22 protein-coding genes are annotated in these 22,556 nt (G+C 62.1%); 10 read left to right on the top strand and 12 right to left on the bottom strand.

The window, feature by feature from the left end; all coding sequences use genetic code 11:
• The first annotated feature begins 79 nt into the window (after positions 1-79).
• Together AC1DLV_RS07575 and AC1DLV_RS07570 are read left to right on the top strand one after the other, a co-directional pair.
• Positions 80-1,324: a BtaA family protein gene (locus AC1DLV_RS07575; protein WP_476798953.1), complete on the top strand. Its 1,245-nt coding sequence runs from the start codon at positions 80-82 to the stop codon at positions 1,322-1,324.
• On the top strand, positions 1,324-1,983 hold the full coding sequence (locus tag AC1DLV_RS07570; RefSeq protein ID WP_476798952.1) for a class I SAM-dependent methyltransferase: 660 nt from the start codon (positions 1,324-1,326) through the stop codon (positions 1,981-1,983). The genes AC1DLV_RS07575 and AC1DLV_RS07570 overlap by 1 nt, the downstream gene beginning before the upstream one ends.
• On the opposite strand, the gene AC1DLV_RS07565 is transcribed toward AC1DLV_RS07570, so the two are convergent.
• Positions 1,976-3,361 (bottom strand): serine hydrolase domain-containing protein, encoded by a 1,386-nt coding sequence (locus tag AC1DLV_RS07565; protein WP_476798951.1) that lies wholly within the window; start codon positions 3,359-3,361, stop codon positions 1,976-1,978. The genes AC1DLV_RS07570 and AC1DLV_RS07565 overlap by 8 nt on opposite strands.
• 231 nt (positions 3,362-3,592) lie before the next feature.
• Between AC1DLV_RS07565 and AC1DLV_RS07560 the strand changes: the two genes are divergently transcribed.
• Together AC1DLV_RS07560 and AC1DLV_RS07555 are read left to right on the top strand one after the other, a co-directional pair.
• Positions 3,593-4,396, top strand: coding sequence for a glycoside hydrolase family 25 protein (locus tag AC1DLV_RS07560; protein ID WP_476798950.1), 804 nt, complete (start codon positions 3,593-3,595; stop codon positions 4,394-4,396).
• Between the two features lie 169 nt (positions 4,397-4,565).
• Complete coding sequence (locus tag AC1DLV_RS07555) at positions 4,566-5,801, top strand: lytic murein transglycosylase (RefSeq protein WP_476798949.1); 1,236 nt, start codon at positions 4,566-4,568, stop codon at positions 5,799-5,801.
• A 47-nt stretch (positions 5,802-5,848) separates the two neighbouring features.
• Here the strand turns inward: AC1DLV_RS07555 and AC1DLV_RS07550 are convergent, their stop codons facing one another.
• Together AC1DLV_RS07550 and AC1DLV_RS07545 are read right to left on the bottom strand one after the other, a co-directional pair.
• Positions 5,849-6,718: an NAD-dependent epimerase/dehydratase family protein gene (locus AC1DLV_RS07550; RefSeq protein ID WP_476798948.1), complete on the bottom strand. Its 870-nt coding sequence runs from the start codon at positions 6,716-6,718 to the stop codon at positions 5,849-5,851.
• A 151-nt stretch (positions 6,719-6,869) separates the two neighbouring features.
• Entirely contained in the window at positions 6,870-8,090 is a 1,221-nt protein-coding gene (locus AC1DLV_RS07545; protein ID WP_476798947.1) for an alanine racemase, read from the bottom strand.
• 160 nt (positions 8,091-8,250) lie between these two features.
• Here AC1DLV_RS07545 and AC1DLV_RS07540 point away from each other — a divergent pair, with 160 nt between their 5' ends.
• Positions 8,251-9,147, top strand: coding sequence for a DMT family transporter (locus AC1DLV_RS07540; RefSeq protein ID WP_476798946.1), 897 nt, complete (start codon positions 8,251-8,253; stop codon positions 9,145-9,147).
• A gap of 361 nt (positions 9,148-9,508) precedes the next feature.
• On the opposite strand, the gene metF is transcribed toward AC1DLV_RS07540, so the two are convergent.
• Positions 9,509-10,420, bottom strand: coding sequence for a methylenetetrahydrofolate reductase [NAD(P)H] (metF, locus tag AC1DLV_RS07535; protein WP_476798945.1), 912 nt, complete (start codon positions 10,418-10,420; stop codon positions 9,509-9,511).
• Complete coding sequence (locus AC1DLV_RS07530; RefSeq protein WP_476783489.1) at positions 10,420-11,430, bottom strand: ArsR/SmtB family transcription factor; 1,011 nt, start codon at positions 11,428-11,430, stop codon at positions 10,420-10,422. Before AC1DLV_RS07530 ends, metF begins: the two co-directional genes overlap by 1 nt.
• A gap of 119 nt (positions 11,431-11,549) precedes the next feature.
• Between AC1DLV_RS07530 and tsaA the strand changes: the two genes are divergently transcribed.
• From tsaA to AC1DLV_RS07515, 3 genes are all read left to right on the top strand, one after another.
• Positions 11,550-12,056, top strand: a complete 507-nt coding sequence (gene tsaA / locus AC1DLV_RS07525; RefSeq protein ID WP_476799243.1) for a tRNA (N6-threonylcarbamoyladenosine(37)-N6)-methyltransferase TrmO — start codon at positions 11,550-11,552, stop codon at positions 12,054-12,056.
• On the top strand, positions 12,056-12,370 hold the full coding sequence (locus AC1DLV_RS07520; protein WP_476783488.1) for a DUF2293 domain-containing protein: 315 nt from the start codon (positions 12,056-12,058) through the stop codon (positions 12,368-12,370). Before tsaA ends, AC1DLV_RS07520 begins: the two co-directional genes overlap by 1 nt.
• An 87-nt stretch (positions 12,371-12,457) precedes the next feature.
• On the top strand, positions 12,458-12,727 hold the full coding sequence (locus AC1DLV_RS07515; RefSeq protein ID WP_476798944.1) for a toxin-antitoxin system YwqK family antitoxin: 270 nt from the start codon (positions 12,458-12,460) through the stop codon (positions 12,725-12,727).
• 4 nt (positions 12,728-12,731) lie between these two features.
• Here AC1DLV_RS07515 and AC1DLV_RS07510 read toward each other — a convergent pair whose 3' ends face one another.
• The 5 genes from AC1DLV_RS07510 to AC1DLV_RS07490 all read right to left on the bottom strand — a co-directional run bounded on the left by AC1DLV_RS07510 (position 12,732) and on the right by AC1DLV_RS07490 (position 17,823).
• Entirely contained in the window at positions 12,732-13,349 is a 618-nt protein-coding gene (locus AC1DLV_RS07510; RefSeq protein ID WP_476798943.1) for an MOSC domain-containing protein, read from the bottom strand.
• Between the two features lie 94 nt (positions 13,350-13,443).
• Positions 13,444-14,565, bottom strand: a complete 1,122-nt coding sequence (locus AC1DLV_RS07505) for a beta-ketoacyl-ACP synthase III (protein ID WP_476798942.1) — start codon at positions 14,563-14,565, stop codon at positions 13,444-13,446.
• A gap of 177 nt (positions 14,566-14,742) precedes the next feature.
• Complete coding sequence (gene tam, locus AC1DLV_RS07500; RefSeq protein ID WP_476798941.1) at positions 14,743-15,510, bottom strand: trans-aconitate 2-methyltransferase; 768 nt, start codon at positions 15,508-15,510, stop codon at positions 14,743-14,745.
• A 66-nt stretch (positions 15,511-15,576) separates the two neighbouring features.
• A complete protein-coding gene (ettA, locus tag AC1DLV_RS07495; protein WP_476798940.1) occupies positions 15,577-17,226 on the bottom strand; it encodes an energy-dependent translational throttle protein EttA in 1,650 nt (549 codons plus the stop codon).
• Between the two features lie 141 nt (positions 17,227-17,367).
• Positions 17,368-17,823, bottom strand: coding sequence for a hypothetical protein (locus AC1DLV_RS07490; RefSeq protein WP_476798939.1), 456 nt, complete (start codon positions 17,821-17,823; stop codon positions 17,368-17,370).
• Here AC1DLV_RS07490 and AC1DLV_RS07485 point away from each other — a divergent pair.
• Positions 17,813-18,844: a DUF2778 domain-containing protein gene (locus AC1DLV_RS07485; protein ID WP_476798938.1), complete on the top strand. Its 1,032-nt coding sequence runs from the start codon at positions 17,813-17,815 to the stop codon at positions 18,842-18,844. The genes AC1DLV_RS07490 and AC1DLV_RS07485 overlap by 11 nt on opposite strands.
• Positions 18,845-18,988: 144 nt before the next feature.
• Here AC1DLV_RS07485 and AC1DLV_RS07480 read toward each other — a convergent pair whose 3' ends face one another.
• Positions 18,989-20,425 carry a DUF1254 domain-containing protein gene (locus tag AC1DLV_RS07480; RefSeq protein WP_476798937.1) on the bottom strand — a complete coding sequence of 479 codons (1,437 nt, stop codon included), beginning with the start codon at positions 20,423-20,425 and terminating at the stop codon, positions 18,989-18,991.
• A 278-nt stretch (positions 20,426-20,703) separates the two neighbouring features.
• Between AC1DLV_RS07480 and AC1DLV_RS07475 the strand changes: the two genes are divergently transcribed.
• Positions 20,704-21,621, top strand: a complete 918-nt coding sequence (locus AC1DLV_RS07475; RefSeq protein WP_476798936.1) for a cation diffusion facilitator family transporter — start codon at positions 20,704-20,706, stop codon at positions 21,619-21,621.
• 1 nt (position 21,622) lies between these two features.
• Here the strand turns inward: AC1DLV_RS07475 and AC1DLV_RS07470 are convergent, their stop codons facing one another.
• Positions 21,623-22,510, bottom strand: a complete 888-nt coding sequence (locus AC1DLV_RS07470) for a LysR substrate-binding domain-containing protein (protein ID WP_476798935.1) — start codon at positions 22,508-22,510, stop codon at positions 21,623-21,625.
• Positions 22,511-22,556 lie beyond the last annotated feature (46 nt).

The raw sequence follows: 22,556 nt of genomic DNA, 5'->3' as shown, positions 1-22,556 counted from the left end.
CCGTCATCGCCGCGTCACCGCGCTGTCACGCCGATGCGCTACCCGCTGCGCCAACAACGAAGCGGGGAATCGCATTTCCATGACCGACGTTTCCGGAGAACTTGTCTTTCGTCGCGGCAAGAAAGTTGGCAAGGCGGTCTATCAAAACCGCGCCCTTTCCAAGCAGGGGCTGTCCGAGCGGCTCTTTGCGCTTTTGTTTTCCGGTCTTGTCTACCCCCAGATCTGGGAAGACCCCGATGTCGACATGGAGGCGATGCAGCTCGCCGAGGGCCACAGGGTCGTCACCATCGCGTCAGGCGGCTGCAACATCCTCGCCTACCTCACCCGCTCGCCTGCCCGCGTTGATGCCGTCGACCTCAACGGCGCGCACATCGCGCTCAACAAGATGAAGCTCGCAGCGGTTCGCCACCTGCCGTCGCAGGCAGATCTGTTTCGGTTCTTCGGCGAAACCAACGTCGAGCACAATTCGCACGCCTATGACCGCTTCATCGCCCCGCATCTCGATCCATCGAGCCGTCACTACTGGGAAAGCCGCAACTGGCGCGGCAAACGCCGTATCTCCACCTTCGACGGCAATTTCTACAAGACCGGCCTGCTCGGCCTGTTCATCGCCGCCGGTCATCGGGTGGCGAAACTCTACGGTGTCGACCCCGCCGCCATCATGGCGACCGGCAGCCAGCACAAGCAGCGCCGCTTCTTCGACGAGAAGATCGCACCCGTCTTCGAACGCCGCATGTTGCGCTTCGTCACCTCGCGCAAATCCTCGCTGTTCGGCCTCGGCATTCCCCCAGCACAATACGACTCGCTTTTGACCTCTGGCGACGGCTCCATGGCCTTCGTGCTCAAGGCTCGCCTCGAAAAGCTCGCTTGCGATTTCCCGCTCAAAAACAACTATTTCGCCTGGCAGGCTTTCGCGCGGCGCTATCCTCAACCGGGCGAAGCTGCCCTGCCCGCCTATCTCGAACAGGCCAACTACGCGACGATCCGCGGCAATATCGGCCGTGTCGGCATCCATCACGCCAATTTCACCGAATTCCTCGCCGGCAAGGACGCCGCAACGACAGACCGCTTCGTCCTGCTCGACGCGCAGGATTGGATGAGCGACGCCCAGCTCAACGCGCTGTGGAGCGAAATCACCCGGACAGCCGCACCTGGCGCCCGCGTCATTTTCCGCACCGCCGCCGAGCCTAGCCTTTTGCCAGGCAGGCTTTCGCCCGCTCTGCTCGACCAGTGGAGCTATGAAGACGCCCAGTCGCGCGATTTCACCGCCCGCGACCGCTCGGCGATCTATGGCGGCTTCCATCTCTATGTGAAGAGGCCCTGATGAGCGCGCCGGAGCTTTTGGCCAGCCATTCCGGGCTGATGGACCGCGTCTACCGGCACCAGCGCCACATCTACGACCTGACGCGCAAATATTACCTGCTCGGCCGCGACCGCATGATCGCGGAGCTCGATCCGCCTGCCGGCGGAACCGTGCTGGAGCTTGGCTGCGGCACAGGGCGCAATTTGATCCTCGCTGCCCGCCGCTTTCCCCAGGCGCATTTCCACGGCCTCGACATCTCCACCGAGATGCTGGCGACGGCCAGGGCCTCGATCGCCAAGGCGGGTTTGTCCGACCGCATCACCGTGGCCCAGGCGGATGCAACCGCATTCGATGCTGAAGCCCTGTTCGGCAAAACCAGCTTCGACCGTGTCTTCATCTCCTATGCGCTGTCGATGATCCCAAGCTGGGAACGCTCGGTTTCGGCCGCGTTGGCAGCGTCCAACGGTTCCGTACACATCGTCGACTTCGGCCAGCAGGAGCGCCTGCCCGGCTGGTTCCGCAGCTTGCTCACAGGCTGGCTGGCGCGTTTCCATGTCACCCCGCGCAAAACCCTTGCCAGCGAAATCGCCCGCCAGGCCCAGGCGGCAGGACAAGGCTTCCACTTCACCGCGCTTTATCGCGGCTACGCCTGGCTTATCGTCATTGGCGGACCTATCTGAGCGCCGCAACCAGTGCCGCAAGCATGGCCTGCGGCTTGTAGTGCAGCTTCGATGGCGTCAGGCCCAGCCTGACGACCACCAGATTGGCCGAAGGCACGATCGCCACCGTCTGCCCGTCATGCCCCTGCATCCAGAACGCGTCAGTCGGCAAATCAAAGCTGGCATCGGGATTTCCACCCGGCGGCGTGCCACCTTCGGGCCCGCGCAGCCAGAGCTGGCCATGGCCGTATGTTCCATTCGATGCAGGCGCCTTTTCGCGCATCCAGCCGACATAGCCTTCCGGCAGGATGCGCGTGCCATTCCACACACCGTCCTGCAGCAGGAACTGGCCGAAGCGCGCCCAGTCATGGCCGGTGGCATAGAGATAGGACGAGCCGGCGAAGGTGCCGCGCGCGTCAGCCTCCAGCACCGCACTGGTCATGCCAAGCGGGCCGAACAGTTTTTGGCGCGGCCAGGCCAGCGCCTTTGCGGGGTCGCCCACCGCATCCTGCCACAGCCGCGACAACAAAACCGTCGTGCCGCTGGAATAGGAAAACACCTTGCCGACCTCATGCGCCAAAGGCTTGGCCGCGGCAAAGCTCGCCATATCAGGCTCGAGATAAAGCATGCGGGTCACATCGGTAACGTCGCCATAATCCTCATTGAATTCGAGCCCGCTCGACATCGCCACCAGGTCGGCAAGGCTGATCGCAGCACGCCCGTCGCTTTTCCAGGGCTCGAACAGCGCGGTCTTGTCGACCGACATCTTGCCCTCGCCGACCAGCGTTCCGATGATCGCTGCCGTCACCGTCTTGGTCATCGACCAGCCGAGCAGTGGGGTTGCAGCGCTGAAACCCTCGCCATAGCGCTCGCCGACAATCCTGCCGTTCTGGACGACGACGATGGCGCGCATGCCTGGCCCAGCCAGCGCCGCATCATCAAGAATGGCGTTGATGGCAGGATCCTGCGACGCCTCTACGCGCTCGCCTTCCGGCCATAGAGCATCGCCATTGGCGGCGGGTGCCGCCGGCACGGCCCCAAGTCCTGCGGCGTTCAGATCGCCGTCCGGCACGTTGGCGCAGCCCATCCCGTCATGAACAACCGCGAGGCCTTTGCCAAAGACGCCAAACAACCCGGCACGCACGGTGCCGGCACTCTGGTCGACATGGACCGACATCAGTTTGAGCAACGGATGCCCCGGCGCCTGGACGTCGTCGGCAAGCACCTGATTGGCGTCGCGGCCGGCAACAAAGACGTTGGAACAAACGATCTTGGCGGCATAGCCGGAGCCGACACGGATCAAATCAGGCGGTGCAAAGTAGAGCCAGACGGAAAGACCGGCAACCGCCAGGACGGCTAGACTAACCAGCCATTTGAGGATTCTGCCCGCTACGCGCATTGCGTCCCCACCCCCGGGATCATGCTTCCGCCATGGAATTGCCGTCATTCCTCACGCAAATCTTTCAGGCTGTCGAGCACGATCAACTGTTTATCAACCATGATCGGCGAAGACTGGGAGGGGATATGCGGTGTCTTGGGGAAACCGCTGATCCATCGACGTAGAATCTGGCCACGGGGCCAACCCCATAACGACAAGCTCTGACCGGCTGTGCTGGTCCAAGGAGAAGTGATGCGCCGCGTTTCGGCTCTTGTGCTGCTCGCCTTCCTCGGCGCCTGCTCGACCGTAGACACCCTGTCCCTTGCCCCCACCGGCAAATCGACAACCATGGCCAGCGTGTCGGTCAAGAACCCACGCTTCAGCGACAGCGATCCGCACCAGTGGGAAAGCGGCGCGCCCTGGACCTACGCGATCCACGGCACCGACGTGTCGAAGTACCAGACCTCGATCGACTGGGCCAAGGCCAAGGGCAGCGGCATTTCCTTCGCCTTCATCAAGGCGACCGAAGGCGGCGACCGCGTCGACGACTATTTCAGCGAGCACTGGCGCGGGACCAAGGCGGCCGGCGTGCCACGCGGCGCATATCATTTCTACTATTTCTGCCGTCCGGCAGCAGAGCAGGCAAGCTGGTACATTAACAATGTGCCAAGGGAAGGCTCTTCGATGCCGCCCATCCTCGACATGGAATGGAACCCGCAGTCGCCGACCTGCAAGCTGCGCCCGCCTCCCGCCACCGTGCGCAGCGAGATGAAGATCTTCCTCGACATCGTCGAGAAGCATTACGGCAAGAAGCCTATCATATACACCTCGATCGACTTCTTCGAAGACAACAACCTGTCTACGTTCCCGGGCTATCATTATTGGCTGCGTTCGGTTGCCGGTCACCCGACCACGAGATACGGCAGCCACCCCTTCACCTTCTGGCAATACACCGGCACGGGTGTCGTGCCGGGCATCAAGGGCGACGCCGACATCAATGTATTCAACGGCACCGAGCAGCACTGGAAGAAGTGGCTCGCCGCCAACACCCAATAGCCCGGACTGCACCGCTGGGCTGCGCATTTCGCATGGCTGATGCGACAAGAAGAGGGGGTGCGGCCCTCGCCCCGTTTCTGTATAGGCGCGGCAAGACATTTGAGCTGGCCGTCCCTGCTTTCGCTGTAGCGAAAGCCTTGACGTGACGGGCCACGCAGGAGAGCTGCCCATGAAACTGCTGAGCAAGGCGCTGGTCGCCGTACTTTTGACCACAGCCGCAATGCCGGCAATCGCGCAGGACACCGCCGCAGTGCCCCAGGGTGCTCCGACAGTCACCTCGGAATGCGGCGACGACTTCGCCACCTGGAAGCAGAACCTTGCCAATGAGGCCCGCGCCGCCGGCGTCGGCGAGCAGGGGCTTGCAGCTTTGGCCAACGCGGCGCTCGACCCGAAGGTGCTGGAACGCGACCGCGCCCAGGGCGTCTTCGCCCAGACCTTCACCCAGTTTTCCGAGCGCATGATCAGCGACTACCGGCTCAAGCACGGTGCCGCCAACCTGCAGAAATATGGCCAGTACTTCACCATCGCCGAACGGGACTACGGCGTGCCCGGACCGGTGATTGCCGCGTTCTGGGGACTGGAGACGGATTTCGGCGCGGTGCAGGGCAATTTCAACTCGCTCAACGCGCTGGTGACGCTGGCGCATGACTGCCGCCGGCCTGACCTGTTCCGCCCGCAGGTGATCCCGCTGATCACCTTGATCGACCGCAACGTCCTGCCCGCCGACGTCAAGGGTGCATGGGCCGGCGAAATCGGCCAGACCCAGATCCTGCCCACCGACTATCTGGCGCGCGGCGTCGATGGCGACGGCGACGGCATTGTCGACCTGCGCAACAGCCCGGCCGACGTCATCTTGACCACCGGCAAGAAGATCCAGTCACGCGGCTGGAAGCGCGGCGAGCCGTGGATCGAGGAAGTCAAGGTTCCCGCCGAAATGGCCTGGGAACAGACCGGCCGCACCAACAAGCAGCCGCTGACCACATGGGCCGACATGGGCGTCACCATGCGCGACGGCAGCCCGCTCAAGGACAATGGGCTGAAAGCGGCGGTCGTCTTGCCGATGGGCCGCAAGGGTCCGGCCTTCCTGACCTACGACAATTACGACGTCTATCTCGAGTGGAACCAGTCGGCGACCTACACGCTGACCGCGGCGAACTTTGCAGCGCGTCTCGCCGGCCAGCCGGCGTTTGATCGCGGCAATCCCGACCCGGGCCTGACAGGCGAAGCCATGAAGCAGCTGCAGCAGAAGCTGGCCGACAAGGGCTACGACGTCGGCGGCATCGACGGCATCTTGGGCACCAACACCCGTGAAGCCATCCGCCAGGAACAGATACGCCTCAAGCTGCCGGTCGATGGCTGGCCAACTGACGAGCTGCTGGCCGATCTTCAGGCGAGCAGCGAGTAGCGATCAGCGAATAGTGCGTGCGACAACGCACCTTCACTATTCACTAGCTAAAACAACGAGGCCGCGTCGTGATGGACCGGCCTCCAGCCGAGTTCGGTCCGCGCCTTGTCTCCGCTCAGGCGCTGGCTGATGGCATAACCCCGCGCCCATTCGCCCAGGCGTTCTGCTGCAAGATCGGCGCTGATGACGCGCCGTTCCGGCCTATCCACCCCCTGCAGCCGCGCCACCTCCTGGACGATCTCGCCGACAGTCAGCCCTGAGATGGCGGAGCCATTGTAGACCGAGCAGGCATCCGCCTTTTCAACGACCCGCAGGTACAGGTGGGCCAGGTCGTCCGCATGGACCAGCGGCCAGACCACATCTTCCGAGCCGATGACCTCGACCGGCCTGCCCTCGCGTATCGCCTCGATGAACGAGGAAAACACCCCGCCATCGGCCGAATAGACCATTGCCGGATGGATGACCGCGCCTTCGACTTCCGGCGCCTGCAGCACGCGTCGCATGTTGTCGATCATCCAGCCGAAGGCCGGCAGCGGCGCGAACGGGCTATCCTCGGTGGCCACGTGCTCGCCGGTGGCACCAAACAGCCAGCAACCGCCGGTATAGACCAGGCGCGGCCGCGTCGGCATCGCACCGAGCACAGGCAACAGCGCATCGAGCAGTGCCGTCTCGACCGGGCCCATGTCGTCGCCGAAATCGGCCGCGGCGTGGATCACGGCGTTCACCGGCGGAAGTCTGCCAACCCATTCACCCGGCGCGCGCAGGTCGCCGAGCAGAGGCTTGGCACCTGCGGCCCTAAGGCGTTCGGCCGATGCTTCGGAACGAGCGAGGCCGATTACCTCATGGCCGCCCTCGGCCAGACGCCTCAAAATATGGCTGCCGATGAATCCGGTGCCGCCGAGAAGGAAAATGTGCATGGGAATGGTCACTTAGCGAGTAGCGAGTAGCGAGTAGCGAGTAGCGAGTAGCGAGTAGCGAGTAGCGTAGATCGGAGCAGCCAAACGGCAATTCAAGCCGCGTCGCCCTGTTCACTACTCACTATTCGCAATTCCCTATTCGCTCCTTGCCTCAATCCGCCATCGTTTCCAGGCTGGCGAAGCCTTGCGGTGCCTCGCCCTCGTCGAACGGCGTCGTTACCTCAACGAATGTGTCGGGATAAAAGCCGTTGAAGCGAGTCCTGAGCGACAGCGAGTAAGCGCCGATATGGCCGATCTCGATCCAGTCGCCGGTGTCGATGGTCTCGGGCAGCCAGAATGGCCTGGACAGGATGTCGACGGAATCGCAGGTCGCCCCGCACACCTTGAAAGGCACGATCTTGCCGACGTCGCCATTGCGCGTGCGGATCGCCGGATCGGGAATGAAGCGCGCCGGCAGCGTGATCTTGCCGGTCCACGAATCCGATAGCGACGCCCAGATGCCGTCATTGATGTAAATGCGCCGGCCCTTGCGCAGCAAAACGCGCACGATCAGCGACAGGCAGCGCGCCACGATCACCCGGCCAGGCTCGGCGACCAAAGGCATATCATTGAAATTATATTCCTTCAGATCGCCGCGAAAGCGCGACATGATCTGCCCGATCGAGGGCATCACCGGCTTCTTGCTGTTGGGATCATGGCCATATTCGGCCGGAAAGCCACCACCGACGTCCAGCCCGGCAAGATCGAAGCTGACGCGGTTGCGAACCCAGTCGACCGACGCAAGCGCCCGCTCGTAGGTGTCGGGGTCCTCGATCTGGGAGCCGACATGAAAGCACAGCCCGACCCTGTAGCCATTGCGGTTCAGCCGTTCGGCCAGCTCGACGGCATAGGCAGGTCCCGCGCCGAATTTCTTCGACAGCTCATAGGCCGCAGAACCCTTGGTCTGCACGCGCACGAACACCGTGATCGCGCCTGGGTCGATGTCGAGCGCGCGCACCACGCGGCTGAGCTTGGTGATCTCGTCTTCATGGTCGACGGCAATCACCCTGATGCCATAGGTCTCGAGCGCCAGCCGGATGTCGGACTGCGCCTTGACCGGGTGCATGTAGATCATCTCGGCGTCGGACGAGACCTCCCGAACTGCCGCGAACTCGCCAGGCGACGCCACGTCGAACATCGTCACCCCGGCCTCGACCAGCGCCTTGAGCACGATCAGTTCGCCATTGGTCTTGACCGCATAGGCGGTCCTGCCGGGAAACATCTCCATGAAGTTCCGGGCATCGGTTTTCAGCACTTCAGGCCGGAAACAATAGACCGGAGCATCGGGACGGAGCGCCAGGGCTGCTTCGCGCGCATTTTCGAATCGCTGCATGCAAGCTCCTCGTTTCGAGCCGGGAATCTAAAGCAAGCCAGCGATGATGCAACCCGCGCGCCATCCAGCGGGCCGCTGCGTCACGTCACCGGAATCGGGTGGCCCTATCGGAGAAGCGCGACTACCGCTTGAATGTGACAGGGCGACGAAGGGAATCAAAATGTCTGCAAGAGACTGGGCCAAGCTTCTGTTGCTGGGCGTCATCTGGGGCGGCTCGTTCTTTTTCGTCCACATAGCGGTGGCCGAAATCGCACCGCTCAAGCTCGTCTTGTTTAGGGTGATGATCGCGGCCTTTGCGCTTCACGTCTATCTGCTGGTGCGCGGCCCCTCCTTCCGCCTGGCTTTGCCGCTCGCCGGAACCTTGTTTGGGCTGGCGCTGCTCAACAACGTCATCCCCTTCTCGCTCATCTTCGCCGGTCAGACCGAGATCGGCGCAGGCCTCGCCTCGGTGCTGAATGCCACGACGCCATTTTGGACCCTGATCGTCGCCAACATGATGACATCAGACGAGAAGCTGAACTGGAACAAGCTCGCCGGCATTGCGCTCGGCATTGGCGGCACTGCCGTCATGATCGGCCCCGGTCTTGTTGCCGGCCTCGGCGGCCCGGTCTGGGCCAAGCTCGCGCTGATCGGCGCAGCGCTGTCTTACGCCTTTGCCCTGATGGTGGCGCGCAGGCTCAAGGGCGTGCCGCCAGCGATCGTCGCCACCGGCCAGCTCACCGCCTCGACCGTGATGATGATCCCCATCGTGCTCATAGCGCACGGCACCGGCGGCCTGTTCACCGCAAGTGCCGGCGTATGGGCGGCGGTTTTCGCACTTGCGCTGTTGTCGACAGCTTTTGCCTATCTGCTGTTTTTTGGGCTGGTCGGGTCTGCTGGCGCCACCAACACCTCGCTGGTCACGCTGATCGTGCCGGCCAGCGCCATCCTGCTTGGCGTGACCTTCCTTGGCGAACGCCTCGAAACCTTCGAACTTGGCGGCATGGCCCTCATCGCGCTCGGGCTTGTGACCATCGACGGTCGCCTTTTCAGGCGTCGCACAGCTGCTGCCGGCTGAAAGTTTGCCACAATTTCTCCACAACCCTTACGGGCGCATTAGGCAAATAATTCCAAAGGCTAAGACGAGAGATTGCGTCGCAATTCTCACAATCTTGTCGCAATGCAGCACATTTTTTTCTTGTGTGTGGCTGAAATGACCCTAAATTCCGCCCTGTGACTTGCGCAGAGGAGGCTATGCATGGGACTGACTAGGTCAATCAATGCACTCATGATTTGCGCCGCATTCACTTTCATCGGCGCGCTCATTGTTGGAGCTCTTCCATAGGCCGCGTAGACGGCGGAAGACGATAGCACCTCTAAGGTGGAAAACTTCGAAAAGGCCGGGATCAAAATCCCGGCCTTTTTGGTTCCAAACCGCCTCAGGCCGCTGCCGAGCTTGGCGCTGCCTGCGAGCGAATGCCGATCATGTGGCATACGGCAAACACCAGGTCCGCCCGGTTCATCGTGTAGAAATGGAAGTCGCCAACGCCGCGCTCGACGAGGTCGTGCACCTGCTCGACCGCTACCGCCGAGGCAATCAGCGCATGCGTCTGCGGGTCCTTTTCGAGCCCGTCGAAACGCTCGGCGAGCCATGCCGGCACATGCGCGCCGCAACGAGAGGCGAAGTTGGCGACCTGCGTGAAGCTGTGGATCGGCAGGATGCCCGGCACGATCGGGATGTAGATGCCGGCCTTGCGCGCGCGCTCGACGTAACGCTCGTAAAGATCGTTGTCGAAGAAGAACTGGGTGATCGCACGCGTCGCGCCATTGTCGACCTTGCGCTTGAGCATGTCGAAATCGGTCGCGAAATCAGGGCTCTCAGGGTGCTTTTCGGGATAGGCCGACACGGAGATGTCGAAATCGCCCTGCCCCTTCAGCGCACCGACAAGCTCGGCACCGTTGGCATAACCGCCGGGATGCGGCTGGTAGGCAGCGCCCACGCCCTCCTTCGGGTCGCCACGCAATGCCACGAAGCGCTTGACACCCATGGCAGCGAATTCGGAAATAACCTGGTCGACCTCGCCGCGGCTGGCATCGACGCAAGTCATGTGCGCGGCCGGCGTCAGCGTCGATTCATCAAGGATACGCTTGACCGTGCGCGCGGTGCGCTCGCGCGTCGTCCCACCCGCACCATAGGTCACCGACACGAATTGCGGATTGAGCGGCTCAAGGCGCTTGATGGTGTCCCACAGCCGCGCTTCCATATCGTCGTTCTTGGGCGGGAAGAACTCGAACGAGACTTTGACGCGCTCGCCGATATTGGAACGCCTGGACAGCTGGTATTGGTTCATCAGGCGGTTTCCCTTGCGGCTTGTATTTCAGGATTGGGGTCGGCAATCAGCAGCCGGCGGTCGCGCGCCAGCCACAGCTTGACGGTGAGGCTCGCTTTGTTCGAGGAGCCGCGCGGTTCAAACTCCTGCGTCTCCTCAAGCTCCAGCCCGGCCTCGGCCAGCCAGTCGGCGATCTGCCGGTCGGCAAAGCCAAGCCGCGCATGCGCATGCTCGGAGCGCAGGAAATCGAGCCCATGGGGCGCAAAATCGACGATCACCAGCCGCCCGGCGGGGCGGAGCAGGCGCGCGGCCTCCTGGATGGCGCGTGCCGGGTCGTCGAGATAGTGCAGCACCTGATGAATGGTCACCAGGTCGAAGGCGTCGCGCTCGACGGGGGGCGAAAAGATGTCGCCCTGGCGCACCTGGGCGTTGGAAATGCCGGCCTTGTCGAGATTGGCACGCGCAACCGCCAGCATCTCGCGCGACTGGTCGATACCGACACCGCGGCGATAGAGCGGCGCAAAGATTTCGAGCAGCCGGCCTGTGCCGGTGCCAAGGTCGAGCATCGACTGGAACGGGCGCTTGCCGAGCAGCTTCAGAAGTGCGGCTTCGACCGCGCGGTCGGCGACATGCAGCGAACGCAACTCGTCCCAACTCGCCGCATTGGCGCTGAAATAGCGCGCGGCGCGCTCCTGGCGCTTGTGCTTAACGTCGTCGAGGCGCTCGAAATCGCGCACCACCTGGCTGTCGGCCTTGTCGATGCCCGACACCAGCCCTTGCACAAAGGCGCGCGCCTGGTCGGCATCCGACAGGCGGAAAAACGCCCAGGAACCCTCTTGATAGCGGTCGATCAGACCGGCCTCGAGCAGCAGCTTGAGATGGCGCGACACGCGCGGCTGCGACTGGCCGAGAATCTCGGTCAGGTCGGAGACCGTCAAATCGCCACGCGAAAGCAGCGTCAAAATGCGAAGGCGGCTGGATTCGGCCGCCGCCTTCAAGGTATCTACCATCGTGTCGAGTGCGACGTGCATCAGCTTCGTTTCTCGCCAAAAGACATAAACATATCTTTATGTGACGAAACGAGTGATTGCAACGCCCAATGTCGCATGCGGGCAAGAAAATGGCGCGACGGTGGGAGGATGCCATGCAGATGTTCGAGCAGCGCGAAGGCGAAGTGGCGCTCACCAACGATCCGGCAGCCATGCCGGGCGACGCCAAGCTTGTCTTCATCGGCAGCATCACCTCGCCGTGGAAGCTGCGCGAGGATTGCCCCAAGAACATGAATGCGGCGCGCGAAAAGGGCGGTGGCGCAACGCTCCAGATCGATGCGCCCTACCGGGCGGGACTTGCCGGTCTTGCCGGCTTCAGCCACGTCGTCATCCTCAGCTGGTTTGAACAGGCGCCGCGGAATCTGATTGTGCAGAAACCGCGCCATGCATCTGACGCCAAAGGTGTTTTCGCGCTGCGCTCGCCTGCCCGGCCCAACCCCATCGGCTTGCATATCGCCGCTATCGTTTCGATCGACATCGAAGCCGGGCGCATCGAACTGGATGCCATCGATGCGATCGACGGCACGCCAGTCATCGATGTCAAACCCTATTTCCCATCCGTCGATGCGTTCCCCGACGCCAGCGGCCCGAACAAGGGCAGCAGCTGATGAACCCACCCACCGGGCGCCGCCGCGCCATAGGCAAGGCGCTGACGCTGCTCTTGCCGCTGGCGCCTTACGCCGACACCGAGGCGATCAGGGCGGATGCGCAGGCCAAACACATGAAGACGCTGCCGCCGTCGATTGCGGTGTGGCTGGCGACCGTCGCCCATATCCGCCACGCCCACACCGACTATGAAAAGCTGCTTTCGGAAGGCTACGACCGCGATTCCGCGCGTTTCTTCATCCTCGACGAGATCAATGCCGTGCTGACACGCTGGCGCGCCACCCGCCTGCTCGATCCCGACGACGAGGACGTCTGAAGCGCCACCAGGCGGCCCCGATTGCCCGACCCGCACAATTCTGGTTTCCTCGAAATGGGCGGGTAATTTGCAGCGAGGAGGCAGCAAATGGCTGAAGGCACCGAACCATATCGTCACTATCACAAGGACGGCAGCCTGTGGGTTGTCGGCCAGACCAGTGGCGGCAAGGCCGATGGCTACTGGGAATGGTTTCGCAAGGACGGCACCAAGCTCCGTTCCGGCCATTTCAGCGGCGGCACCCAGGTCGGCGAGTGGACGACATATGACAAGTCGGGAAAGGTCTACAAGATTACTACTATCAAGGCGACGTCCGCCTCGCGCAGCAGTCCGCTGACCGACGCCGGCCTGCCACGCTGACGCGTCACCCCTGATAGACCCACTGCTCGGGCACGCGCACCGAAACCTCTTCGCCTGAGGTGATCAGGCCTGGTTTCTCGACCCAGGCAACAAGCCCGCGCAGGCGCTTGGCAACTCTCGGAAACAACAGCGAACCGGCATCATGGTCGGCCATGCCGGCATGTTCGGCAACCGAGCGCCCGGCGAGGCGGCACGGCGCGTTCTGCCCGTCGATCTTGATGGTCACCCCACCCTTGAAGAACAGCATCGTGCCCGATGGCAGCATCGACAGCATCGGCACGCCGTCGAGCAGAAGGTTGGCGCCGATCCACTCGGGCTTGATCTCAGCCAGGCCCATGCGGTCGGCGACGATCGCCATTTCGTCGGGCGCGACGATCGAAAGCTGGCGCTCATTGCGCATTTCAGTGCCGCGCGGATACCATGGCTCGCGGCCGCCCGAGCGTCTGGTGTGGCCGGCATGGAAATCGCCGTCGATGCCTTCGAAGCCGAGCGGCAAGGCTTCAACGGCCCGCGTCACGAAATGATCGAACCGCGCGACATAGACGCCCGCCACGCGACCGCTGAGCTTCCTGCCCGGCAAGATCTCGGGTTCGCCATCCCTGCGCATCGTCGGATCGAGCATTTTTCCGCCCTCTGATTTGAGACGGCACCATGCCGATCGATCAAACGGAAATCCAGACAAAAAGCCTGATCTTCCGATCACCAACCGTGATCAGTTAATGCATTTTCACCAAAGCCCCGCCGATCGAATAGCCCGCGCCAAAGGCACAGATCAGCCCGAAATCGCCAGGCTTCATGTCCTCATGGTTTTCCTTGAGGGCGATGATGGCCCCGGCCGCCGCGGTGTTGCCCAGCCGCTCCAGCACCATGGGTGCCGTGTCCTGGTCGGCCTCGTGGCCGAGCGCCAGCTTCAGGATCATCGCGTTCATGCGCGCATTGGCCTGGTGCAGCCAGTAGCGCCTGATATCCGACGGCGTCATGCCATGGTCGGCGAGGAAGGCGGTGATGAAGCGGTGCGCGGCATGCGTCACCTCCTTGAACACCTTGTTGCCGACCTGCTTGATCATGTTGCCCTCCATCTCGACGACAGAGGTGTTCTCCTGGCCGGCGCGCAGCAGGAAGCCGAAATTGGTGCGGATGTTGTTGGAAAACTGCGTCCAGTTGCGCGTATCTACGATCTCGAAGCGCCCCGCCCGCGTCTCCTTCGGCGCAATCGCCTCGACGACCATGGCCACCGACGCATCGCCAAAGATGAAGTGCGTCTGGCGGTCGCGGAAATTGAGATGCCCGGTGATGATCTCGGGCGTGACGATCAGCACACGCTTCTGCCCGCCCGCACGCACCAGATTAAAAGCGACATGCAGTGCTGCCGCTGCTGACGAGCAACCAAGGCTCATGTCGAAGGCGGCACCTTCGATGCCGAGTTCCTTCTGGATCTCGATGGATATGGCCGGATATGGCCGCTGCTGATGCGAGGCAGCGCATATGACCATGTCGATGTCTGCGCCGGTGAGCCCCGCATGAACAAGCGCCTTGCGCGCCGCAACGACGCCGAATTCGGCCTCGACCGAAAGCGCGTCGTCGTGGCGCGGAGGGATGCGCGGCGTCATCCGCTCCGGATCGAGAATGCCGTCGAGCGTGTGGACATGGCGATTTTTGACGCCGGAGGCGTAGACGATGAAATCACTGTCCGACTTCTTGATCAAATCCTGGCCGGCCGCCTGCCGCCGGGCATTCTCGATGTCGACCCAGATATTGAAGCTTTCGACCAACTCATCATTGCTGATCGTGGCTTCAGGAATTTCAACGCCGATACCGCTGATGATGACGCGATTCATGAAACCGTCCGATGCCTGCAATTTCTCGCGAACCCCGCCTCTCCAAAGGCTTCCCCAGATTCGCTGGCGCACAGTCTACGCCAGCCAGAGCGGTTCGAATACGGTGCGCTGGCCGTTATCCGGCGCCGATTGCGAGCAGATTTCGGCGTCCCGGATGCCCCGGAGCGCGGCCTGCCCCTATCTGCGTTGCGCGACCATGAACAGCCTGGGGAAGCGCAGCAGAACCTTGCCGTTCGCCGCAGGCGGGTAGGCCGAAGCGATCTTTGCGGTATAGGCGACAAGATAGGTCTGCCGTTCGTCCGCATCGAGCGGATCGATGAAGGGGCGAAGTCCCGTGCCTTTCACCCATTCGACGATGGCCGCAGCATCTGCCAGCGGGTGATTGTAGACGCTGTGCCAGATGTCCACTCGCGCCGACTGCGGCACAAGCAGGTCATAATAGGAAGAAACAGGCGGCAAGGGCGCACGTGCAACGCCTGCAATCTTGGCGCCGAAATTCATGGCGACAGCGGTTTCACGCATCAGCACATGCGAGGGCTCGCGGATATTGTCGGGCATCTGCACGGCAAGAAAGCCACCTGGTTCAAGCAGTTCGAGCAATCGCTTGAGCACTGCCTGATGATTGGGCAGCCACTGGAAAACGGCATTGGCGAAGATGACATCGACAGGCCCCTCCGGCGTCCAGCTTTCCGCGTCGGCCAGCTGGAAGTCGATATCAGGCAGGCGTTGGCGCGCTTCCGCGATCATGGCCGACGACGTGTCGAAGCCCGAGATTTTTGCCTGAGGCCAGCGGGCGGCGAGGAGCTCGGTCGAATTGCCCGGTCCGCAGCCTATATCCACCACATGCTTCGGCGTATCGATGAGGATTTGCGCCAGAAGATCCCGCGCCGGGCGGGTCCGCTCGTCTTCGAACTTCAGATATTGCGAAGCAGACCAGTCTTTCATGTCGCGAGGTCCCACAGCACGGATGATAGCAAAACGCCCCGCTTTGGGCGGGGCGTTTCAAAGATTTTAGCGCGTCAGGCGCTTGTGGCTCATCCGGTGCGGATTGGCCGCATCGGCGCCAAGGCGACGGATCTTGTCCTTCTCATACTCTTCGAAGTTGCCTTCGAACCACTCGACATGCGCGTCGCCTTCATAGGCGAGCATGTGGGTGGCCATGCGGTCGAGGAACATACGATCGTGCGAGATGATGACGGCGCAGCCGGCATAGGCTTCGAGTGCGTCTTCGAGCGCGCCCAGCGTTTCGGTGTCGAGATCGTTGGTCGGTTCGTCGAGCAGCAGAACGTTGCCGCCGTTCTTCAGCATCTTGGCGAGGTGGACGCGGTTGCGCTGACCACCCGACAAATTGCCGACCTTCTGCTGCTGGTCGCCGCCACGGAAGTTGAACGACGAGCAATAGGCGCGGCTGTTCACTTCGTGCTTGCCAAGCTTGATGACTTCAGCGCCGCCGGAAATCTCTTCCCAGACCGTCTTGGTCGGATCAAGCGCATCGCGGCTTTGGTCGACATAACCGAGCTTGACCGTCTCGCCGACGCGGATGGTGCCGCTATCGGGCGTTTCCTGGCCGGTGATCATCCTGAATAGCGTGGTCTTGCCCGCGCCGTTGGGGCCGATGACGCCGACGATGCCGCCGGGCGGCAGCTTGAAGTTCAGGTTCTCGATCAAAAGCTCGTCGCCGTAGCCCTTGTTTACGCTATCAACCTCGATCACCACGTTGCCGAGGCGTTCGCCGGCCGGGATGACGATCTGCGTGTCGGTAGGACGGCGCTGATCCGCCTTCTCCACCAGTTCCTCATAGGCCTTGATACGCGCCTTGGACTTGGTCTGGCGAGCCTTCGGCGAAGACGCGATCCACTCGCGTTCTCGCCAGATCGCCTTCTGGCGCGAATCGTCTTCGCGGCCTTCCTGGATCAGGCGCTTGGCCTTGGCGTCGAGATACTTGGTGTAGTTGCCCTCGTAGGGAATGCCACGGCCGCGATCGAGTTCGAGGATCCAGCCGGTGACGTTGTCGAGGAAGTAGCGATCGTGGGTGATGATCAGCACCGAGCCGGGATAGTCGCGCAGGTGCTTTTCCAGCCACGCCGTGGTCTCGGCGTCCAGATGGTTGGTCGGTTCGTCGAGCAGCAGAAGGTCAGGCTGTTCGAGCAGCAGGCGGCACAGCGCGATGCGGCGGCGTTCGCCACCCGACAGCTGGGTCACTTCGGAGTCGGCGGGCGGGCACTGCAGCGCGTCCATCGCCATTTCGACCTGCTGTTCCAGGTCCCACAGGTTGAGACGATCCATCTCATCCTGCAGCTTGGCGCCCTCGTCGGCGGTCTCGTCCGAGTAGTTCATCATCAACTCGTTGTAGCGCTCGATGATGGCGGTCTTCTTGGAAACGCCGTCCATGACGTTTTCGAACACGGTCTTGTTCGGGTCGAGATGCGGCTCCTGCGCGAGGTAACCGACGGTCGCGCCCTCGGCCAGCCAGGCCTCGCCCGACCATTCCTTGTCGAGGCCGGCCATGATCTTGAGCACGGTCGACTTGCCGGCGCCGTTCGGGCCCAGGATGCCGATCTTGGCGTCGGGGTAGAACGACAGGTTGAGATTATCCAGCACCTTCTTGGTGCCGTAGGACTTGGTCAGTCCCGACATGTGATAGATGAACTGGCGTGCCACGCGCGCGTATCCTGCTTCTCAAGTGATAGGAGTTGGGCGCTATGTAGGCGATCCCGCCCCAAACGGCAAATGCTTTTGGGAACCGGTCGCGGCGCGCGGGCGGATGCGAGCCAAAGAACCGCATGCGCCCCAATCTGGACATCACATCTGACGCCCCGAATTACCCGACGCCACTGCAAAGCAAAATTTAACCATATTTGTCCATCCTTTGGCTATGTTGATCGAGATGGGGACAATCCGGACATCACGCAGCTGCGGTCGCTCACCGACCTGAGCACCGTTGCGGGGTAACTGGCTTGCTACGCGTTTTATGAGTAAGAACGTTCGCGCGCAGTCCTTGCGCCGCTTGTTGCGCCCACTGCTGATTGCCTCTTTCGGCACGGCCCTTGCCGGCGTGGGCGTATGGTCGATGGCCGGCATGGTCGCGACCAGCAATTCCCGCGCCTTCGCTTCAACCACCTTTTTGCCCAGCCCGCAGCTTGCCTTGGCCGACAAGAAGCAGGCGCGAGCGCCTATTGCCTTTGTCAGCACCAGCAAGGCGCCGAGGCTGACCACGGCTACGGCGAAGCCCGTTGTAACGGCTAGCTTGGCGGCCACCACAGGCAAGTCCGCCCGCCACGTCATAGGCGCTGCCGCCGGCGCGAGCGGCAAATCTGCGCGCTTCGACGCCGTCGTTAAAAAAGCCAGCCTGACGTCACCGAAACTCGCCAGCCTGTTTAGCCACTCCAGTTCCGCCCAGCCGCAGCTTGCCACCGCAACGGCCGAAATACCTACGTCAGAACGGTTTGCCGAAACCGATCAGCACCCCACCGTGCTTGCCTATGCAGACCCCTCCCCGAGCGGAGCCGCCGACACCGCGCTGTCAACCTTGCTGGCGACACCGCCGGAGGAAGACCTCGCGTCGCAGGAGCAAAACCCCGATACGAACGACGCCGCCTTGCCGGACTATGCGGACACGCCTTCGGATGGCCCGATGCCGCAGCTGCGTCCGCGTGGAGCGGAAACAGCGAAAACCGATACCCAGCAGGTCGAAGAGCCAGCAGCACCGGCTGCCGATGAACCCAAGAAGGCCGACCAGCGCGAGGCACCAAAGCAGACGCTGGCTTATGCCAGGCCGAATGTCCCGGAACCGAAAGCCAGCGGCAGCCTCGGCCAGTCGCTGCGCAACCTGTTTGGCGGCGGCGGATCAAGGGCGGGGAATGGCGTCGCCGTCTACGACATCAGCGCGGCCAAGGTCTACATGCCCGATGGCAGCGTACTCGAGGCCCATTCCGGCGTCGGCAACATGGCCGACGATCCGCGCTACGTGAACGTCAAGATGAACGGGCCGACCCCGCCGCACACCTATAACCTCAAGATGCGCGAAAGCCGATTCCACGGCGTCGAGGCAATCCGCATGCTGCCGGTTGACGGCAAGAACAAATACGGCCGCGATGGCTTCCTCACTCACAGCTACCTGCTGCGTGGCAGGCAGGCGGAGTCGCATGGCTGCGTCGCCTTCAAGGACTACCAGCGCTTCCTCACCGCCTTCAAACAGGGCAAGGTCAGGCAGATCGTAGTGGTGCCAAGCGGCGGACGCGAAAGCATCCGCCTTGCCTCCAACGGCAAGAGCGCCTGACAGGCACGCTCCTCTCCCCGGTCGTCGTCTGCTGTAGATTGTCTGCGCAGGTTTGACAGCCGGCTTTGGCTTCGCACCATGTGGTGTAAGTCATCGGGAGATGGCGGATCGCGCCGCCTCCCGATACTCAGTGCACCGTTTAGCCTAGACTTTCTTCACTGGCGGAATGACCCATGACCCGTCCAGGATCGATGGGGGACTGTCATCCGGCCAGTAGAGCCGCATCATCAGGATGAACTTGCCCTCAGGTGCCGGGAGCCAGTTTGATTCCTTGTCGGCGCCAGGCGTCTTGTGTTGGATGTAGATATCGGTCGAGCCGTCCGGGTTGGTCTTCAGATCTTGCCTGGCGCTGATCGAGTATCGATTGATTGGATTGTCGACGAAGAAGTATTTTTCATTGTACATCGTAATCGACCAGAAGCCGCGGACTGGCGGGAGCTGGCCCTTGGCAAAAGTCAAGACGTAGTTGTTCGACCCGTCATAGGAGCGCGAGAACAGTCCGTCGCTCGATTTCAACGAAGTCGGATAAATCGCGTCTTGGGGGCGGTTGGCTCCAAGCCCTATCGCCGTGATGAGCGCACGCTGTACATACTCGGTGCCGTAGATGCCGGTTTTGGTCGTATAACCCCAGCCGTTGATATCTCGGATATCGCCATCGCTGAACTTGAAGTGCAGCATGATGCGCCCGAACCCAATTTCGGGAATCCGCTTGATGAAGTGAGCGTCAAGCCTGCTCTTGTCAAAACCCTTCCCGGGGACAATGCCGATCTGCGCCATTTTCTCGACCATCGCCGCGTCGGCAGGCGTTGGCGGATTTGTCTTCAGCAATTCGCTTAGCAGCGTGAAGTACTCGACCGCGTCCATTCGATTGACCTGATCGCGGACAGCGGTCTTCATGTCTATATTGGGGTCGACCTTGCCGGGCGGCGGTGTCCAGTCTTTGCCGTAGCTGCTCAGCGGCACGAGCTTGCATTGATCCTGCAACGCGTGAACCGCCTTGTAGTCTTCCGGGGTGCCGGTGCAATAGATGCGTCCGAGTATCCATACCATGCTAGTCGGCGACTTGTATTCGGTGACGCCTTCCGGCAGCTTCCCCTCCCAGCCGGGGCCGGTAATGGCGTAGGCTTGGGCTCCGTCCCCGGTCGTTCGCTTGCCGGGCACCTGAAAGACCGTTGTCCATCCATCGAGCATCGGGAACAGGAAGTAGCGGTCTTTCATGTCGGGGAAAGAAAAGACCCACGGCTCCTCGCCGACGTCGACAAAAGCCGTCGTGTAAAGAGTATCCGCGTTGGGTGCGGTAACGTCGGTGAATGAAGCGTCTGGATATTCACGCAACTTGATGATGTGGCCCATCGGGGCCTTGGTACCCTCCGCCTTGGACACGTTGGTGACCACGCGACGCGTCATCTCCATGGTCACAAGTGGGTAGCCGTAGATGTAGGCTTCGACTGCGAGCCAGAAGTCGCTCGATCCGTCAAAAGGATCGACGATTGGACTATCAAGAGCGTTGGCAGGCGAAAATGAGCTTGCGGCAAGCAGACTAAGACCGCCGATCGACACGGCGCGGCGTGTGACGTCCATGTAGCCTCCTTAAGGGACCCTCTCCCCCGACGGTGGCCGGAGGTCCATCAATTGCAGCCCCTGGTTGGTTCGAAAGCAGTAACACACCTCACGTTGGACCACTAGAACGCCGGAAACAGCCAAAAGAGCTACCCATAGTTACCCTTTAGCCGCATCTTAAAGCTTGGCCAGGGCACAATCCGGCAAATGCCTCCCGAACGCTAGCCGACGATGCTGCCATGCTTCCATCTTGCGCCCAGGCGGTGGACATCCGCACCCGGCTATTTCATAGCTGAGGCATGTTCAACGAAACCAACGTCCTTCGAAACTCCATCGCCGTGACGTTCATTGTCGCGCTTTTTGGCATCATCTTCGGCATTTTGAGCGGTTCGTTCTCGATCGCCTTCGACGGCGCCTACTCGCTTGCCGATGCGACAATGACGATCCTGGCGCTGATCGTCGCGCGCCTCATCACCAGCAATGCCACCCACAACCGTCGGCTCCACAAGCGTTTTTCGGTCGGCTTCTGGCATCTGGAGCCCATCGTCCTTGGGTTGAACGGCATCGTCTTGATGAGCGTTTCGGTCTACGCGCTGATCAATGCCATCGCCAACCTGCTGGCGGGCGGTCACCAGCTCGAATTCGACTACGCCATCGTCTATGCGGCTGTGACCCTCGCCGCCTGCCTGACCATGGCATTCATCGGCAGCCGCGCGAACAAGACGATCCAGTCCGATTTCGTTACCCTCGACGTCACCGCCTGGCTGATGTCGGGAGGCATCACCGCAGCATTGCTGGTTGCCTTCGTCGGCGGCAGCTTGGTCGAAGGCACAGAGCTTGCCTGGATAGCGCCCTATGTCGATCCCGCAGTGCTGGCGCTGGTCTGCCTGATCATCATCCCCATGCCCATACGCACCGTCCGCCAGGCTTTTTCGGACATTTTGCTGATCACACCGGAAACGCTGAAGGCACATGTCGACGAGGTCGCCCGCGCAACCGTCGCGAAACACGGCTTTGTTTCTTATCGCGCTTATGTCGCAAAAGTCGGCCGCTTGATGCAGGTCGAGCTCTATTTCATCGTGCCGCCAGGCCTGCCCGCGAAATCCATCGAGGAATGGGACCGGCTGCGCGACGAGATCGGCGACGCCCTTGGCGATGAAGGTCCCGACCGCTGGCTGACGATCGCCTTCACCGCCGACAAGGAATGGGCGGAGTAGCTCAGCCTGTTTGCGCCTCTTCCATGAGCCAGGCAACGAAGCGCGCGATTGCGGGCCGCTCGGCGACATGCGGCAAGGTGACGGCATAATAGGCGAAAGCGGTCGGCCATGGCCGTTCGATGGCGACAGCGAGGCGGCCAGAGGCGATCTCTTCCCTCGCATAGATGTCGCGAATGAGCGCCATGCCTTGCCCTGCTTCGGCGGCGCGAATGAGCAGAAAATCATCGTCGAATGAAGGCCCGCGCTCGATACGCGCGTCGCCTTCGATCCCCATTGCCTTGAGCCAGAGCCGCCAGTCAGCCCTGTCTGAATCCTGCAGAAGGGGATAGGCAAGACAATCGCCGGGTTCCTTGATACGCGGTCCGCCGGCAAGCAGCGCCGGGCTCGCCACCGGTATCAGTTCGGGCGCCATCAGGTGGATGGCATCGAGGCCCGGATAATCTCCAAGGCCGTGGCGGATGGCGACATCCACCCTTCCCTTGCGCAGATCCACCAGCACGGATGATGCCTCGACCCGAACCTCGATCTCAGGATGCCGGGAGGTGAACCGGCCGAGACGCGGAACGAGCCAGGATGCCGCGAAAGACGGCACGGTACAGACGGTGACGGACTGGGCCGCATTTCTGGCCTCGAGCAGGTCTAGGCCATTTTCGATCTGGTCGAAGGCGCGCAGGACCGCCGGATGGACGCTTGCGCCGGCCTGTGTGAGGGCTACGCCGTATCGTGTTCGTGAAAACAGCGGCGCGCCAGTGCGCTCCTCAAGCAATCGCAATTGTTGGCTGACGGCACCTGAAGTCACCCCCATCGCTTCAGCGGCGCGCTTGATACTGCCGTGGCGACCGGTTTCGGCAAAGGCCCGCAGCGCCAGCAAAGGAAGAACTCGACCCATGGGAACGCCCAACTTAGAATTGAAGCTAGCTAACTTCTACGAAGAA

This window comes from Aminobacter sp. 01T433 (genome assembly GCF_056398585.1).
The sequence above is the reverse complement of the archived record's forward strand: the minus strand, read 5'-3'. Positions and strand labels throughout refer to the sequence as shown.